The sequence below is a fragment of the Mycobacterium sp. genome (genome assembly GCF_050701675.1).
Taxonomy (GTDB): domain Bacteria; phylum Actinomycetota; class Actinomycetes; order Mycobacteriales; family Mycobacteriaceae; genus Mycobacterium.
Genome location: NZ_JBOGDD010001138.1, coordinates 1 through 14,918, shown reverse-complemented (window position 1 = coordinate 14,918; position 14,918 = coordinate 1). Strand labels below are relative to the sequence as shown.

The 14,918-nt window shown below is 67.8% G+C and carries 15 protein-coding genes; 5 read left to right on the top strand and 10 right to left on the bottom strand.

Annotation, left to right across the window (positions count from 1 at the left end; all coding sequences use genetic code 11):
- The first annotated feature begins 171 nt into the window (after positions 1 to 171).
- Positions 172 to 1,062 (top strand): hypothetical protein, encoded by an 891-nt coding sequence (locus ACRDUX_RS35290; protein ID WP_526421237.1) that lies wholly within the window; start codon positions 172 to 174, stop codon positions 1,060 to 1,062.
- Between the two features lie 45 nt (positions 1,063 to 1,107).
- Here ACRDUX_RS35290 and dapC read toward each other — a convergent pair whose 3' ends face one another.
- A complete protein-coding gene (gene dapC, locus ACRDUX_RS35285; protein ID WP_526421243.1) occupies positions 1,108 to 2,220 on the bottom strand; it encodes a succinyldiaminopimelate transaminase in 1,113 nt (370 codons plus the stop codon).
- 12 nt (positions 2,221 to 2,232) lie between these two features.
- Positions 2,233 to 2,556, bottom strand: coding sequence for a ferredoxin (gene fdxA, locus ACRDUX_RS35280; RefSeq protein WP_526421235.1), 324 nt, complete (start codon positions 2,554 to 2,556; stop codon positions 2,233 to 2,235).
- A 261-nt stretch (positions 2,557 to 2,817) separates the two neighbouring features.
- Here fdxA and ACRDUX_RS35275 point away from each other — a divergent pair, with 261 nt between their 5' ends.
- Both ACRDUX_RS35275 and ACRDUX_RS35270 read left to right on the top strand, forming a co-directional pair.
- Positions 2,818 to 3,375: a PadR family transcriptional regulator gene (locus ACRDUX_RS35275; RefSeq protein WP_526421233.1), complete on the top strand. Its 558-nt coding sequence runs from the start codon at positions 2,818 to 2,820 to the stop codon at positions 3,373 to 3,375.
- A complete protein-coding gene (locus tag ACRDUX_RS35270) occupies positions 3,372 to 5,399 on the top strand; it encodes an oxidoreductase (protein ID WP_526421231.1) in 2,028 nt (675 codons plus the stop codon). The genes ACRDUX_RS35275 and ACRDUX_RS35270 overlap by 4 nt, the downstream gene beginning before the upstream one ends.
- Before the next feature lie 70 nt (positions 5,400 to 5,469).
- On the opposite strand, the gene ACRDUX_RS35265 is transcribed toward ACRDUX_RS35270, so the two are convergent.
- From ACRDUX_RS35265 to ACRDUX_RS35250, 4 genes are all read right to left on the bottom strand, one after another.
- Entirely contained in the window at positions 5,470 to 6,018 is a 549-nt protein-coding gene (locus ACRDUX_RS35265) for a YceI family protein (RefSeq protein WP_526421229.1), read from the bottom strand.
- Positions 6,019 to 6,099: 81 nt separating this feature from the next.
- Positions 6,100 to 6,243, bottom strand: coding sequence for a hypothetical protein (locus tag ACRDUX_RS35260; RefSeq protein WP_526421227.1), 144 nt, complete (start codon positions 6,241 to 6,243; stop codon positions 6,100 to 6,102).
- A gap of 43 nt (positions 6,244 to 6,286) precedes the next feature.
- Positions 6,287 to 6,748, bottom strand: a complete 462-nt coding sequence (locus ACRDUX_RS35255) for a DUF2231 domain-containing protein (RefSeq protein ID WP_526421225.1) — start codon at positions 6,746 to 6,748, stop codon at positions 6,287 to 6,289.
- Positions 6,749 to 6,925: 177 nt separating this feature from the next.
- A complete protein-coding gene (locus tag ACRDUX_RS35250; RefSeq protein ID WP_526421241.1) occupies positions 6,926 to 9,469 on the bottom strand; it encodes a bifunctional FO biosynthesis protein CofGH in 2,544 nt (847 codons plus the stop codon).
- A gap of 278 nt (positions 9,470 to 9,747) precedes the next feature.
- Here ACRDUX_RS35250 and ACRDUX_RS35245 point away from each other — a divergent pair, with 278 nt between their 5' ends.
- On the top strand, positions 9,748 to 11,004 hold the full coding sequence (locus ACRDUX_RS35245; protein ID WP_526421223.1) for a hypothetical protein: 1,257 nt from the start codon (positions 9,748 to 9,750) through the stop codon (positions 11,002 to 11,004).
- On the opposite strand, the gene ACRDUX_RS35240 is transcribed toward ACRDUX_RS35245, so the two are convergent.
- Genes ACRDUX_RS35240 through mshB form a run of 3 tightly spaced genes read right to left on the bottom strand, consistent with a single transcriptional unit; the run spans position 11,001 to position 12,428 of the window.
- Positions 11,001 to 11,387, bottom strand: a complete 387-nt coding sequence (locus ACRDUX_RS35240) for a hypothetical protein (RefSeq protein WP_526421239.1) — start codon at positions 11,385 to 11,387, stop codon at positions 11,001 to 11,003. The two genes, ACRDUX_RS35245 and ACRDUX_RS35240, sit on opposite strands and share 4 nt — an antisense overlap.
- Positions 11,384 to 11,521: a hypothetical protein gene (locus tag ACRDUX_RS35235; protein ID WP_526421245.1), complete on the bottom strand. Its 138-nt coding sequence runs from the start codon at positions 11,519 to 11,521 to the stop codon at positions 11,384 to 11,386. Before ACRDUX_RS35235 ends, ACRDUX_RS35240 begins: the two co-directional genes overlap by 4 nt.
- A 25-nt stretch (positions 11,522 to 11,546) precedes the next feature.
- The gene (mshB, locus tag ACRDUX_RS35230; protein ID WP_526421221.1) at positions 11,547 to 12,428 is read right to left on the bottom strand and encodes an N-acetyl-1-D-myo-inositol-2-amino-2-deoxy-alpha-D-glucopyranoside deacetylase; all 882 of its coding nucleotides are present in this window, start codon (positions 12,426 to 12,428) and stop codon (positions 11,547 to 11,549) included.
- Between the two features lie 22 nt (positions 12,429 to 12,450).
- On the opposite strand from mshB, the gene ACRDUX_RS35225 reads away from it, so the two are divergent.
- Positions 12,451 to 13,689: a chloride channel protein gene (locus ACRDUX_RS35225; RefSeq protein ID WP_526421219.1), complete on the top strand. Its 1,239-nt coding sequence runs from the start codon at positions 12,451 to 12,453 to the stop codon at positions 13,687 to 13,689.
- Here ACRDUX_RS35225 and ACRDUX_RS35220 read toward each other — a convergent pair.
- Positions 13,683 to 14,918, bottom strand: a 1,236-nt coding sequence (locus ACRDUX_RS35220; RefSeq protein ID WP_526421217.1) for an ABC transporter substrate-binding protein, incomplete at its 5' end; no start/stop codon positions are given. The genes ACRDUX_RS35225 and ACRDUX_RS35220 overlap by 7 nt on opposite strands.

Here is a 14,918-nt window from a genome sequence, read left to right as displayed (position 1 = left end):
AGCTAGCCCCCCTTTTGCGCCGAACGTGGACTACCCCCACGCTTTCTTCGCGAGAGCGTGGGGGTAATCCACGTTCGGCCAACGATCCACAGTGCGCAGTTCATCCACGAGGAGGCCCGTTCGCCTGCCGTAACGGCCTTGCCGGTCGAACCGCATTGCTTTCGTGGCCGCATGAATATCTCATCCGTGCCGTTCCTCGGCAGCGAAGCGTTGGCGGCCGGTCAGTTCACGAAACGGACCCTCCGCACTCGAAACCAGCTGATCTACCGCAACGTATATGTCTCGAACGGCGAAGCGCTGACGGCCGCAGATCGTGCGCTGGCCGCCTGGCTATGGTCGGGACGCAGGGCAACCGTCGCGGGACTATCGGCGTCCGCGCTGCACGGAGCGAAGTGGATTGCCGCCGACGAACCCGCCGAGCTCACGCGGTCCGAAATCGGCGCCAATGGCATCATCGTCCACCGCGAACGACTACGGGACGATGAGGTCTGCGAGATCCGAGCAATCCCGGTCACCACGCCTGCGCGCACGGCGTTCGATCTTGGTCGACGAAAGGGACTGGAACAAGCCGTGATTCGCGTAGATGCGCTCGCCAACGCCACGGGGCTGACCGCCAACCGTGTTAACCCTCTGGTTAAATTCCATCGCGGAGCACGCGGACTGGTGCAGTTGCGCGAGGTGCTCGAAGTGATGGACAGTGGCGCCGAATCACCACAGGAAACCCGGACCCGTCTGCTGTTGCTGGCCGCCAAATTCCGCAGACCACAGACCCAAATCAAGGTGCTCGACGAGACCGGGTACCCCTTTGCCCGCATCGACATGGGCTGGGAGGACTATCGGGTCGGCGTCGAATATGACGGCGAGCAACACTGGACCGACCCTGAGCAATACGCGCGTGACATCGACAGGCACGCCAAGCTCGTGGCGCTCGGCTGGCGAATCATCCGGGTCAGCGCCGATTTCCTGCGATATCGGCCATGGGTGATCGTCCAACGCACCTATTCTGCGCTCGAAGCGGCGGGCTGCCCTTGGCTCGCCGAATGTGTGGTTGATCCACGCTAAATCGCCTAAGACCGTGTGGGTAATCCACGTTCGGCGAAGGGGGTGTTACGACGCTGCCAGACGTCGAACGGCCGCGTCGATCCGCTCGTCGGTGGCGGTCAGCGCCATCCGCACGTGCCTGCCGCCGCGGGGTCCGTAGAACTCCCCAGGTGCGACCAGGATTCCGAGCTCCGCCAGCGAGGCGACGGTGTCCCGGCATGGTTCGTCCCGCGTCGCCCACAGATAGAGGCCCGCCTCGGAGTGGTCGACGGTGAAACCGGCGCCGAGGACGGCCGCCAACAGCACGTCGCGCCGCCGCGCGTAGCGCGCCTTCTGTTCCACCTCGTGTGCGTCGTCGTCGAGGGCGGCGACCATCGCGGCCTGAATCGGCGTCGGCACCATCATTCCGGCGTGCTTGCGCACCGCGAGCAGTTCGGCGACCACCGCGGGATCGCCCGCGACGAATCCCGCCCGGTATCCGGCGAGTGACGACGTCTTCGACAGCGAGTGGATGGCGAGCAGACCGGTGTGGTCACCACCGCACACCGAGGGATGCAGCACCGACACGGGAGCCTCCGCGGCATCCCAGCCCAGCCCGAGGTAGCACTCGTCGGAGGCGACTATCGCCCCTCGGTGACGCGCCCACTGCACGACCTTGCGGAGGTGCTCGACGCCCAGAACAGCGCCCGTCGGGTTGCTCGGCGAGTTGACGTAGATCAGCTTGGGCACCCGGGGCCCGAGTTGCGTCAGCGAATCCGCAGCCACGACCTCGGCACGCGCCAGCCGCGCCCCGACGTCGTAGGTCGGGTAGGCCAACTCGGGGACGACGACGACGTCGTCAGCGGTGAGACCGAGCAGCGTCGGCAACCAGGCGATGAGTTCCTTGGTGCCGATGACGGGCAACACGGCGTCAGCGGCGAGGTCGGTGATGCCGTAGCGACGACGCAGCGCCGCGACCGCAGAGGCGCGCAAGGCAGGAGTCCCCGCGGTGGTCGGGTATCCGGGTGCGGAACTGGCCGCGGCGAGGGCATGCCTGATCACGGGAGCCACCTCGTCTACGGGGGTGCCGACCGAGAGGTCGACGATGCCGTCGGGGTGTGACCTGGCCGTGGCCGAAACCTCGGCCAACGTGTCCCATGGGAAGACCGGAAGTGACCCGGAAAGCGGGCCGGTGAGCAGCCTGGTCGTTGGTCAGTCCTCGCTCTGCGGGGGCATGTCCTTGATGACCTGTGGGTCGTTGTCGGTCTGCCCGACCTTGGACGCGCCGCCCGGCGACCCCAACTCCGCGAAGAAGTCCGCGTTGTGCTGGGTGTAGCCGCTCCACTGATCCGGGACGTCGTCCTCGTAGTAGATGGCCTCGACGGGGCACACCGGCTCGCACGCACCACAGTCCACGCACTCGTCGGGGTGGATGTACAGCATGCGTGCGCCCTCGTAGATGCAGTCGACGGGGCATTCCTCGATACATGCCTTGTCTTTGATGTCGACACAGGGTTCGGCAATGGTGTACGTCACTGATGTCTCTCCTGTCCAGGGGGCTGCTGGTCGGTTGGGACTCGGTAGGACCCCCGAGAAGCCGAAGCAAGTATGCGTTGCCCATACCTGGACGCCTGTCTCAGTGTGTCCTAACTTCACGCGCTGCCCGCTACGGGTGGCGCGTGGTTACTGATACTAGACGTCGCACATACAAGTCGACCAGTCAGCTTTTCGAGTGTGTCTACCCTCGTAGGTGCAACTAGTTGCATAGGACCGCCGGTAGCACCTAGGCTCCCGGACGTGGCACTCCCCCACGCGATCCTGGTGTCGCTGAGTGAGCAGACCGGCTCCGGCTACGAGCTGGCCCGCCGCTTCGACCGGTCCATCGGTTACTTCTGGGCCGCCACGCATCAGCAGATCTACCGGACGTTGCGCGCAATGGAGGACGACGGCTGGGTGTCGGTCGACGTCGTCGAACAACACGGCAGACCGGACAAGAAGGTCTACGGCGTCACCGACGGCGGCCGCGGCGAGTTGGCCCGCTGGATCGCCGAGCCCCTCACCGGACGGGGCAGCTCCCTGACCGACTCGCGCACCCGCGACCTTGCCGTGAAGATCCGTGGCGCCGCGTACGGCGACGTCGACGCACTGCGCCTCCAGGTCGCCGCCCTGCGGGGTGAGCGGGCCCAACTCCTCGACACCTACCTGGGTTTCGAGAAACACCAATTCCCCAACCCGTCGGCGTTGGACGGAGCGGCGATGCACCAGCACCTGGTGCTGCGCGGCGGGATTCTCGCCGAAGAGGGATCGCTGCGCTGGCTCGACGAGGTGCTGACCGCGCTTGGAGGCGATGCATGACCAGCCCGTACCCGAACCTGTTGGCCCCGCTGGACCTTGGCTTCACCACGCTGCGCAACCGGGTCGTGATGGGTTCGATGCACACGGGCCTGGAGGACCGGGCGCGTGACACCGACCGGCTGGCCGCGTACTTCGCCGAGCGAGCCCGCGGCGGGGTCGGGCTCATCATCACCGGCGGGTACGCCCCAAACCGCACCGGGTGGCTGCTGCCGTTCGCCGCACAGATGATCTCCTCGTCAGAGGCCCGGCGACACCGTCGCATCACCACGGCCGTACACACCGAGGGTGGCAAGATCCTGCTGCAGATTCTGCATGCGGGACGCTATGCCTACCATCCACTTTCGGTCAGCGCCTCGTCGATCAAGGCGCCCATCAACCCGTTCCGACCCAGAGCGTTGCGCGACGTCGAGGGAACCATCGACGACTTCGTCCGCTGCGCGTTGCTGGCCCGCGAAGCCGGATACGACGGCGTCGAGATCATGGGCAGCGAAGGCTATCTGCTCAACCAGTTCCTCGCGCCGCGGACCAACAAGCGGACGGATGCGTGGGGCGGCACGCCCCAGAAGCGCCGAAGGATGCCCGTCGAGATCGTCCGGCGCACGCGCGAGGCCGTGGGCCGCGACTTCATCGTCTGCTACCGGATGTCCATGGTCGACTACGTCGACGACGGACAGAGTTGGGACGAGATCGTTTCGCTGGCAACCGAAGTCGAGGCGGCCGGTGCGACGATCATCAACACCGGCATCGGCTGGCACGAAGCGCGCGTGCCCACCATCGTCACGTCGGTGCCCAATGCCGCCTTCGTCGACGTCAGCAACGCACTGGCCGAACACGTCCGGATTCCGGTCGTCGCGTCCAACCGCATCAACATGCCACAGGCGTGCGAGCAGATCCTCGCCGACGGGCGCGTGCAGCTGGTCTCCATGGCCAGGCCCCTGCTGTCCGATCCCGAGTGGGTGAACAAGGCGCAGGCGGACGCCGCCGAAGAGATCAACACGTGCATCGCCTGCAACCAGGCGTGTCTGGACCACGCATTCGTCCACAAGACCGTGTCGTGCCTGCTCAACCCGCGGGCGGGCCACGAGACGACACTGGTGCTCGGGCCGACGCGACGTGCGAGGCGGGTAGCCGTCGTCGGCGCCGGTCCCGCCGGGCTGTCCGCAGCGGTGACGGCCGCCGAGCGTGGCCACGCGGTCACGCTGTTCGAGGCCGGCGCCACGATCGGCGGCCAATTCGACCTGGCCAGAAGGATTCCCGGCAAGGAGGAGTTCAACGAGACCATCCGCTACTACACCCGGATGCTTGAAAAGCACGCCGTGGAGCTGCGATTGGGGGTTCGCGCCACGGTCGACGTGCTGTCGGGGTTCGACGACGTCGTACTGGCCACCGGAGTTTCACCCCGGATGCCCGACATCCCTGGCATCGACCACCCGATGGTGCTGTCCTACGCCGACGCCATCCTGGGCGCCCCGATCGGCAAGAGCGTGGCAGTGATTGGCGCCGGCGGCATCGGTTTCGACGTCAGCGAGTTCCTGGTAACAGACGAGTCGCCGACACTGAACCTGAAGGAGTGGAAGGCCGAATGGGGTGTGTTGGACCCATCCGATGCCCCGCAGGAGAACCGCGGCGGCCTGACGACTCCGATCCCGCTGCCGCCGGCGCGTGAGGTCTACCTGTTGCAGCGGACCAAGGGACCACAGGGCCGTGGGTTGGGCAAGACCACCGGATGGGTGCACCGCGCCTCACTGAAGGCCAAGGGGGTGCAACAACTCTCGGGCGTCAACTACGAGCGCATCGACGACGACGGCCTACACATCAGCTTCGGATCCGACCGCTCCGACCCCCGTGTGCTCGCCGTCGACAACGTCGTCATCTGCGCCGGGCAGCAGTCGGTGCGTGATCTCGAAGAAGGGCTGCGCCGCAACGGCGTCGAGCCACGTGTCATCGGCGGCGCCGACGTCGCCGCGGAAATCGACGCCAAGCGGGCCATCCGCCAGGGCACGGAGTTGGCCGCGCGCCTGTAGCCTCCACCGCGACTTGCGCACGCCACACCGTGGTGAACGCGGGCGGGCGTGCACAAGTCGCGTGGAAGGGTCAGGCCTGCTTGAGGGCCTCGATCGCCAGGGTGATGGTGACCTTGTCGCCCACGACCGCGCCACCGGTCTCGAGCGGCGCGTCGAAGTCGATGCCGAAGTCCTTGCGGTTCAGCACGACCGTCGCCTCGAAGCCTGCGACCTCGCCGTGGCCCATGCCCGGGTTGACGCCGTTGAACTCCAGCTTCAGCGATACCGGCTTGGTGACGCCCTTGAGGGTGAAATCGCCATCGAGGACGTAGTCGTCGCCGTCGGCCTTCACGCCGGTCGAGACGAAGGATGCGGTGGGGTACTTCTCGACGTCGAAGAAGTCAGCGGCCTTCACGTGGGCGTCGCGGCCCTCATTGCCGGTGTGGATCGAATCGATCGCGATCTCGGCGCTCACCGACGGAGTGCCGTCCTCGGCGACGACGACGGCGCCGCTGAACGTCTCGAAGGTGCCGCGCACCTTGCTCACCACCAGGTGGCGCACCGAGAAGCCAACCGACGAGTGGACGGGATCGATCGCCCAGGTGCCGGTGCTGAGGTCGCTCGCTACGGATGTGGTCATGTGTAGGTCTCCTTGGCTTGGGGCCGGCCTTCCCGGCGCCTCACCCAGTCTAAACGGACCGCAGTCCGAATTTGTTCCGACCTACTGGCGAAGTGACGCCAGTGCGTCGATCGGCAGTCGTGGTGACCGGTGTCCGTCCCGACCGACCATGTCGTCGTTGACCACCAGCGCGTTGAGCACCGCCGGCGGCCGTCCGTCGACGGTGTGCGTCTGAGGTGAGGTCACGTCCACTGACTTGCACCTCTTACGGGAAAGCGCCGACCGGCGGTCAGCCAAAGCTGCCCCACACGGACTCCGCGCCGGAGTGCCCGATCCGCGCCACTGTCACGATCGAGGAGACCCCGACGACCAACGCCACGACTGCGACCACGGCGGCGGCGACCTTCTTCGGCGCGTCGGACCGACCCTCGAGCACGTGTAGAACTGCCTGGGCCAACGCCACCATCAGCAGCGCGACGGAGAAGTAGATCATCCAACCGCCGCGCTCGGCGTGCTCCTGCAGGACCGGGCTGACCTGGGCCTGTTGGTCATACAGCCAGTCACCGGCCTCGGTGGTGAGCGGTGTCAGCACCGTCGTCGCACCAGCGAGGGCGACCACCAGCCACACGAACCGGCGCCGCGCGGCCGGCCAGAACCCGCAAAGGATCTCGAGCGCGGCCGTCATAGGGGCCAGGACGACGACGGCGTGTACGAGCAGTGCGTGGGCGGGCAATCCCCAAAGCGTGGTCACGGCGTGCTCCTGAGGCTCGGCGGAAGGACGATGGACCGTCCTTCTGTATACGTGCCGAGCCTGGCAATTGGCTCAATGATGCGCGATTTCCGCGCGACGAACGTGCGAATTCGTCACTCACGGAGCGGCGTGTCGGGTTCAGACACGCACGCTCGCGGGAGAAGTGCGCGAGGGGGGTCAGGCGGCGAGGGCCTCGTAGGTCGTGCTGCGCTGACGCGCCGGGCGGCCGATGCCCTCGGCGATGGCGACCAACTCCTCCACCGACTTGGCCGACCCGTTCTCCGAGCCCGCCATCCGCGAGATGGTCTCCTCCATCAGGGTTCCGCCCAGGTCGTTGGCGCCACCGTTGAGCATCACCTGCGTGCGCTCGACACCCAGCTTGACCCAGCTGGTCTGAATGTTGGAAATCCTGCCGTGCAGCATGATTCGCGCCAATGCATGCACCGCACGATTGTCGCGGTGCGTCGGACCCGGCCGAGCGCCACCCGCCAGGTACAGCGGCGAGGACTGGTGCACGAACGGCAGTGGCACGAACTCGGTGAAGCCACCGGTGCGGTCCTGGATGCCGCGGAGCACGTTGAGGTGTCCGACCCAGTGTCGCGGGGTGTCGACGTGGCCGTACATCATCGTCGAGGACGAGCGCAGCCCGACCTCGTGCGCCGTGGTGATGACGTCGATCCACGCCGACGTCGGCAGCTTGCCCTTGGTCAGTACCCAGCGGACCTCGTCGTCGAGGATCTCCGCGGCGGTGCCCGGAATGGAACCGAGCCCGGCTTCGCGCAGGTTGGTCAGCCACTCGCGAACGCTGGTGCCACTCTTGGTGACGCCATTGGAGATCTCCATCGGCGAGAACGCGTGCACGTGCATCGACGGCACCCGCGCCTTGACGGCACGCACCAGATCGGCGTACCCGGTGACGGGCAGTTCGGGATCGATACCACCCTGCATGCAGACCTCGGTGGCCCCGGCGACGTGCGCCTCCCAGGCCCGGTCCGCGACGTCGTCGGTGGACAGCGAGAACGCATCCGCGTCACCCTTGCGTTGGGCGAAGGCGCAGAACCGGCAACCGGTGTAGCAGATGTTGGTGAAGTTGATGTTGCGGTTGACCACGAACGTCACGTCGTCACCCACCACGTCGCGGCGAAGTGAATCGGCAAGTGCGGCAACAGCATCCATCGCCGGGCCGTCAGCGGTGGCCAGGGCGTGGTACTCGTCGTCACTGCACCCGGCGGGGTTGCGCTCCGCCGATCGCAGTGCGGCCAGCACGTCGGTGTCGATGCGCTCGGGGGCCCGCGCCGCCAACTCGTCGACCTTGGCGCGAATGGACTCCCAGTCGCCGAACGCGCTACCGAGGTCGCTGCGCGTCTCGGTCAGCCGGCCCTCGGAGTCGATCGCCGTGTTCAGATCCGTCCGGCCCAGCGACTCGGTGGCCTCATCCGGCTCCTGCCACGGCTGCCCGGCCGGGTTCACGTCGCGCGCGAACCCCGTCTCGGGATCCGCCAGCGCGTCGACGTGTCCGCGAACCCGCGGATCGATCCACGCCGCGCCCGCCTGCACGTACTGCGGCTGGGCCGTCAGACGCTGCACCAGGTCATAGCCCGCCTCTGCGGTGACCGCGGCCAGCTCGTCCAAGGCGGGCCAGGGCCGTTCGGGATTGACGTGATCCGGTGTCAGCGGTGAGACGCCACCCCAGTCGTCCACGCCGGCACCGATCAGCGCCAGGCACTCCTCGCGGGAGACCAGGTTCGGTGGCGCCTGGATGCGCATCTTCGGGCCCAGCACCAGCCGGGTGACCGCGACGGTCGCCAGGAAGTCCTCGATCCCGGCATCCGGGGTGGAGGCCATGGCGGTGTGGTCCTTGGCCCGGAAGTTCTGCACGATGACTTCCTGCACGTGGCCGAACTCCTTGTGGGAGCGGCGAATCGCGTGCATCGTCTCGGCGCGCTCGGTCAAGTTCTCACCGATGCCGACCAACAAGCCGGTGGTGAAGGGCACCGACAAGCGACCCGCGTCATCCAGGGTGCGCAGCCGCACCGTCGGATCCTTGTCGGGACTGCCGTAATGGGCCAGACCCTTGGTCTCGAACAGCCGCCGTGAGGTGGTCTCCAGCATCATGCCCATCGACGGGGCGACCGGCTTGAGGCTCGAGAGCTCCGACCAGCTCATCACGCCGGGGTTCAGATGCGGCAGCAGACCGGTCTCCTCGAGCACCCGGATGGCCATCGCCCGGACGTACTCCAGGGTCGAGTCGTAACCGCGCTCGTCGAGCCACTGCCTGGCCTCGTCCCACCGCGCCTCGGGTCGGTCACCGAGGGTGAACAACGCTTCCTTGCAACCCAACTCGGCACCCCGGCGGGCGACGTCGAGTATCTCGTCGGGCTCCATGAACATGCCCTTGCCCGCCGCCCGCAGCTTGCCGGGGACGGTGACGAACGTGCAGTAGTGACAGGTGTCGCGGCACAGGTGGGTGATCGGGATGAAGACCTTGCGGGAGTACGTGACAGGCAGCTTGCCCGTCGGACCGAACCGGCCGGCCGCGGTCAGACCCGCGTCGCGGACCCTGGCCGCGCTGGCGCTGAGATCCTCCAGATCCGCGCCGCGCGCCGTCATCGCGATCGCCGCTTCCTCCACGTTGAGCGCCACCCCGTCGCGGGCTCGCCGAAGAACGCGTCGCAGCGCAGCAGGACTAGGGGGCGCGGGACTTGCTGCCGATTGGTCCACACCTGCTGCGCCAAACTTCGAAGGCAGGGTGGGGATGGGCAGATCGGCGCCTCGCTGGGGGTTCAGAGCCACTCCCCTGTAACCCCGCGGCCGTCGAGAATCATCCGCGCGTCTCACAATCTGAAACCCCTGCGCCTGGCATAGGGGCCACAGTAGTCGCAGCGGCCCGCACCGGGCTGCGCCACGTCCTGGGCACCTCGGTGAATGCAGCCCCAGCTCTATTGACCCTCGCGTAAGTTCATCGAGATCGCGGACCGCCGCGTCGTAGGGGGTTCGACATGTCCGTTCCGGTTCGCCCGTTCATGACCGCAGGCGTGGCTGCGATGACCGCCGCGACGATCGTCTTCACCCCGCCTCCACCGGACGCCCACCCGTCGCCGTCGGCATCGGCGGGCGTGGCCAGGGTCGTGCCTCAGCCGCGGCTAGCCGCCTCCGTTCAGCCCCTGGTGGCATCCACTGCGCCTCCGGCGCTACTCACCGACTGGCTGCAGGGGTTCGTGACTCGGCCCAGCGCCCGTGCGACGTTCCCCACCCCGCAGTTTCCGCCGGTCGTTGCACCCACGTCCATCGGCAGCAGCATCAAGTGGGTCTACAACGCCGTCGAGCCGTGGGTCGAGTGGGGCTTCGACGTCGCTGCCTACGCGGTCGGTTGGGTTCCGTGGGTCGGATGGTTGGCGCCACAGATCTCCATCTTCTACGACTTCGGCGAGCGGATCGTCAGGAGCATCACGTTCAACGTCGCCGATTGGCTGGACCGCCAGCAGAGCTTCGTCCAGGGGCTGGTCAACGTCGCCATCGACACGATCAATGCGTTCATCTTCCTGGCCAACGCGCAGCTGGCGTTCTGGCTGCCACCACTGCCACCCATTCCACCCCTTCCGCCGATCTCCCTGCCGTTCTCGGCCGTGCAGACCACCGAACTGACGGAACCGGGCGAGGCGATGACCATGATGGCCACCGACTTCGCCGACGAGACCACTCTCACCGAGAAGACCGTGGACCCCGAGGCCGCGGACGCACCCGGTGGCCAAGTGACCGGCGAAGAGGTTCTCGGCGAGGTCGAGGGCGTCATCGATTCGGCTGCCGACACACCGGGCACCGTCACGCTCGAGAACGTCGAGAACGAAGACACCGTGACACTCGCGGCGGAAACCACAGCTGAGGAAGCCGAGGAAGCACCCCCCACGACGTCGTCGTCCGGAACGGTCCAGGCGCAGGGCGACCTACGGCCCGGCAACCCGACCGCAGGAACCCCGTCCTCCGCGGAGGAAAGCACCGTTGGCGATGAGAAGCCCGACGGCGAGAAGGCGACTCCGGACGAGGACGCCCCGACGAAGGACCGCCCAGCGAAGGATGCGGAGAAGAAGGACACTCAGGAGAAGCCGACCTCGAAGAAGCACGAGCCGAGAAATGACTCCGTCAAGAGGGACGGCATGAAGAAGCACGTCGGCAAGAAGGGATCCGACGGGACGCAGCCCGCGAGAAGCGGACCCGACAAGTCCAGCGACGACAACGACTCACCCGAGAAGGGCTAGCCACCGACCTTCGACGTCTGTCGCCACAGCACGTATGCGGGCGGTGCGGCGCCGAGGACGAGGAACACCAGCGGCGCCAACTGCATGACGCCCGCACCGCTGAGCACGATGTCGCCCCCCGGCCCGCCGAGCGTCAGCACGGCCGTCGTGGCCAGCCAGGACCAGAGCGGCAGCATGGCGAGTCGTGGGCTCGACGTCCACTGCAGCGCGGCCCAGACGAACGCCGCATTGGCCAGACCGCTGATCAGCCCGCTGACGGGCAGTGGGACCGCTCCGACGTAGAGCGGGAGAAGGAAGGCGCCCGCCACCGCGGACAGAACACCATCGAGAGTGAGAACCGCGAGTACGGCGAAGCGCACCCAGCTGGACGGCCCTGCGATCAGGTGGGAACGCTGTCGAGCAGCCCAACCAGCGAGCCGACGACCCACTGGTAGCTGTCCAGACGGTCTTGCCAGTGCTGCAGGTTGGGATCCAGATCCGGGTCCATCGCCATCCCTTCCTCGGGCCGCTGATTCATCGCAGCGTACCCCGTCCCGATCGCGCTATCCCAGGTTCAGTCCGGCCAGGAGGTCGACTTCCCAACCGCGGCCGTCTTGCTCGCCCGCCACGCCCGCGGCGAGCACGAAGTGCTCACTCGCGGATATCGGCAGCGCAAACAGGTTGGACAGCGCGCATGCCCGGCCACCGGACTCCACGGTCACCTGCGTGGCGTGCGCGCGGAGCGCGGCTACCTTCGCGGCGCGACTCTCCGGCGCGTCGACGACGGCATCGATGTCACCATCGGCATAGGCGAACCGAAACTCGGCGGCCGGAGCGAGGATCCAGTCGGACGGGAGACCGGCCTGCGCCAGTTCACGCTCACCGTCGGTGAAGGTGCTGCGCGCCGTCACGGTCCAGTAGAACTTGGGCACCTGCCAGGGCTCACCCGGGTAGTCGGACCCGGCCGAGGCGGCTACCGCCGCCGTCGTCACCCGATGGGCGTGGACGTGGTCGGGGTGCCCGTACCCGCCGTTGGGGTCGTAGGTGACGACGACGTGTGGCCTCAGATCGCGGATGATCGCGACGAGCGCCCCCACGGATTCACCCGGGTCGGCGTCGACGAAGCGCTGCTGGTGCCGAGGCGGCGTGCCGTCCATTCCCGAGTCGCGCCACCGGCCGGCCCCCCCGAGGAAGATCGGCTCTGCGACACCCAAATGACCCAGTGCCGAAGACAATTCACCGATGCGGTAGCCACCCAGTTGATCGGCGCCGTCGACGGCGAGGTGAGCCCAACGCTCACCGATGACCTCGCCTTCCTCACCGAGCGTGCACGTCACGACCCGCACCTCCGCGCCGCGCGCCACGTAGTGGGCGATGGTGGCGCCGGTGGTCAACGTCTCGTCGTCGGGGTGGGCGTGGACGAACAACAGCCGTGGGCTTTGCATCTGTACAAGATAGATTCACCGCGTGACACGGCGCGCCGTTGAGTACGCATGTGCCGTCGTCGTCATCGGTCTGCTCGCCGGGGTGGCAGGTGCGGCGACCACCTTGGTTCTGCAGGCCGTCGAACACCTCGTGTACCACTACTCCTTCGGTTCGCTGTTGACGGGCGTCGGCGACAGCAGTCCGGTGCGGCGCGCCGTCGGGCCGATGATCGGTGGCGCACTCGCCGGTTTCGGTTGGTGGATTCTGCGGCGGCGTGGCGACGTCCCGTCGCTGTCGCCGACGATCGCCGAACACCGGCCGATCCCCCGGTGGCGGTGGTCCATCGACGCCGGACTTCAGGTGCTACTCGTCGGGTCGGGCGCGTCGCTCGGTCGCGAGGGTGCGCCGCGTCAGTTCTCTGCCGCGCTCGGCGATCTGGGCACGTCGCGCTGGACGCTGACGGCCCGTGACCGCGAGATCCTGCTGGCGTGCGCGGCGGGCGCCGGACTGGGTGCGGTCTACAGCGTCCCGCTCGGCGGTGCCGTCTTCGCGGTGCGCATCCTGCTCGGAACGTGGCACCCGAGGGCGGTGGGCACGGCTCTGATCACGTCGAGCCTTGCCGTGGCGGTGTCGTCGCCGGTCACCCATCTCCAGCACACGTTGGTCTGGCCGGAACCGAGCCTGTCCTACCTCCTGGTGTTCCTCGCGTGCGCGATCGCACCGCTGGCGGTCGCCATTGGACTCGCCTTCAACAAGCTGATGACGCGGGTGCGCCCCAAGCCGCAGATCCGGTCGTGGATGCTGGTGCCCGCGATCGCCGCGGCCGGCCTCGCGACCGGGATCTGCTCGATCTGGTGGCCGGAGCTGCCTGGCAACGGTCGCAGCATTCTCACGGTCAGCGTCGACTCCGGCCTGACGCTCGGCGGGGCGGCCGTGATCCTGTTCCTGAAACCGTTCCTGACGGCGGTGTACCTGCGCGCTGGGGCGGTCGGCGGCTTGATGACCCCCGCACTGGCCACCGGCGCCGCCGCGGGAACGGTCGTCACCATTGCCATCAACCACCTGGCCGGGATTCATCTGCACGTCGCCGCGGTGTCACTCGCCTGCGCGGCCGGCGTGCTGGCGATCACCCAGCGCGGACCGCTATTCGCCGCCCTGTTCGTCTGGGAGCTCGCGCGTCCGCCGCTGTGGTTGTTCCTGGTGTTCGCGGCGGCGGCGTTCACGGCGCACGGCATCCAGTTGCTCCGCGAGCGCAACCTCGCGCGACGCACCCGCTACTGAGGTCCCTTGACCCACTGGCTCGCGTCGCCGACGATGCCGACGGGTACGGCCCCGGACAGGCTGACGTTCCGAACGTTGGGTCCTGCCGCGACGATCGTGGTGTCCTGCAAGATCGGAAGAACCGTTGACATGTTCCACAACCGTGGCTCGACCGCCGTGAGAACGTCCCCGATGGGCTGGCTGCCGTCCAGCGCGGCCTCGATGTTCGGCTGAATGCTGCGATCGCAGATGCCGGTCAAGTTACTGGGGGCCTGCACCAGTTGGTCGAGTCCGGAGGACGGCGGCGGCGAGGTTGCGGTCGGGGTGGTGCTCGACGTCGGTGAGGGCGTCGTGCTCACCGACGGCGTCGTACTGGTCGGCGTCGGCGTTTCACTGGGCGGCGAGGTCTCGACGGGCGTCGCCTCCAGGGCGGGGCAGCCATAGCGCGACGCGAGAGCCGTGGCCAGATCTCCACCGGCCTGATGCCAGCCGACGATCGCGTCGACCCGGTTCTGCGCCAAGGCGTCGCCGTACAGCGCGGGCGGGTCGAGCGCCAGCACGGACGCGGCGATGCCGACGCTGCGGAGTTGGTCGGCCGCCGTGTTCGCCACGGCGACCGACGTGGGGTCGTTGGCCGCCACGCCGACCACGAACTGCATCTGATTGCCGTCCTTGCTGATCCGCCCCCTGGTCGGCGGTGCCCCGCTCGGTGTCGGCGTTGGCGCCGGGCTGGCCGAGGGCACCTCCTGCTCGACGGTGTAGCCGGAGTCCTTGAGCAGTTCGAGCGCCGCCGCGCGACTCAGGGCCGGAGGGGCGGTGGGCACGTATCCCGGATCTGACGGCGACCGCACCTGAGCCTGCGCCAGGGTCACCGTGTTGTCGCTGCCCGCTCCGACCGCGGCCAGCAGGTCCACGTCGAGAAGGCCGAGGATCGCCTTGCGCACCTGGGAGTCGACCAGATCGGGTTGCTGCGCGCGCAACGTCACCTGCATCACCCGTGGTGTCACGATCCGAGCGGTGCGCACGTCGGGGATCGCACCCAATTGGATGAAGGCCGCCTGGCCGCCGTGCACCTGGGCGACCTGCGTATCGCCGTTGCGAATCGAGTCGGCCAGAACCGCGGGCGCTCCCCCGCGCCGGAACAGAATCTGGTCCGGTTTGGCGGGCTCGCCCCAGTACCGGTCGTTGCGCGCGAGCAGGATCTCGTCGCGCTGCGGATCGATGCTCTCGACACGGAACTGACCCCCGGT

Bases quoted from the DNA above. Each gene is read 5' to 3' on its own strand.
- ACRDUX_RS35235 (WP_526421245.1), bottom strand. From the start codon at position 11,521: ATGAATCAGCGGCCCGAGGAAGGGATGGCGATGGACCCGGATCTGGAT.
- ACRDUX_RS35290 (WP_526421237.1), top strand. From the start codon at position 172: ATGAATATCTCATCCGTGCCGTTCCTCGGCAGCGAAGCGTTGGCGGCC.
- ACRDUX_RS35245 (WP_526421223.1), top strand. From the start codon at position 9,748: ATGTCCGTTCCGGTTCGCCCGTTCATGACCGCAGGCGTGGCTGCGATG.
- ACRDUX_RS35270 (WP_526421231.1), top strand. From the start codon at position 3,372: ATGACCAGCCCGTACCCGAACCTGTTGGCCCCGCTGGACCTTGGCTTC.
- ACRDUX_RS35265 (WP_526421229.1), bottom strand. From the start codon at position 6,018: ATGACCACATCCGTAGCGAGCGACCTCAGCACCGGCACCTGGGCGATC.
- mshB (WP_526421221.1), bottom strand. From the start codon at position 12,428: ATGCAAAGCCCACGGCTGTTGTTCGTCCACGCCCACCCCGACGACGAG.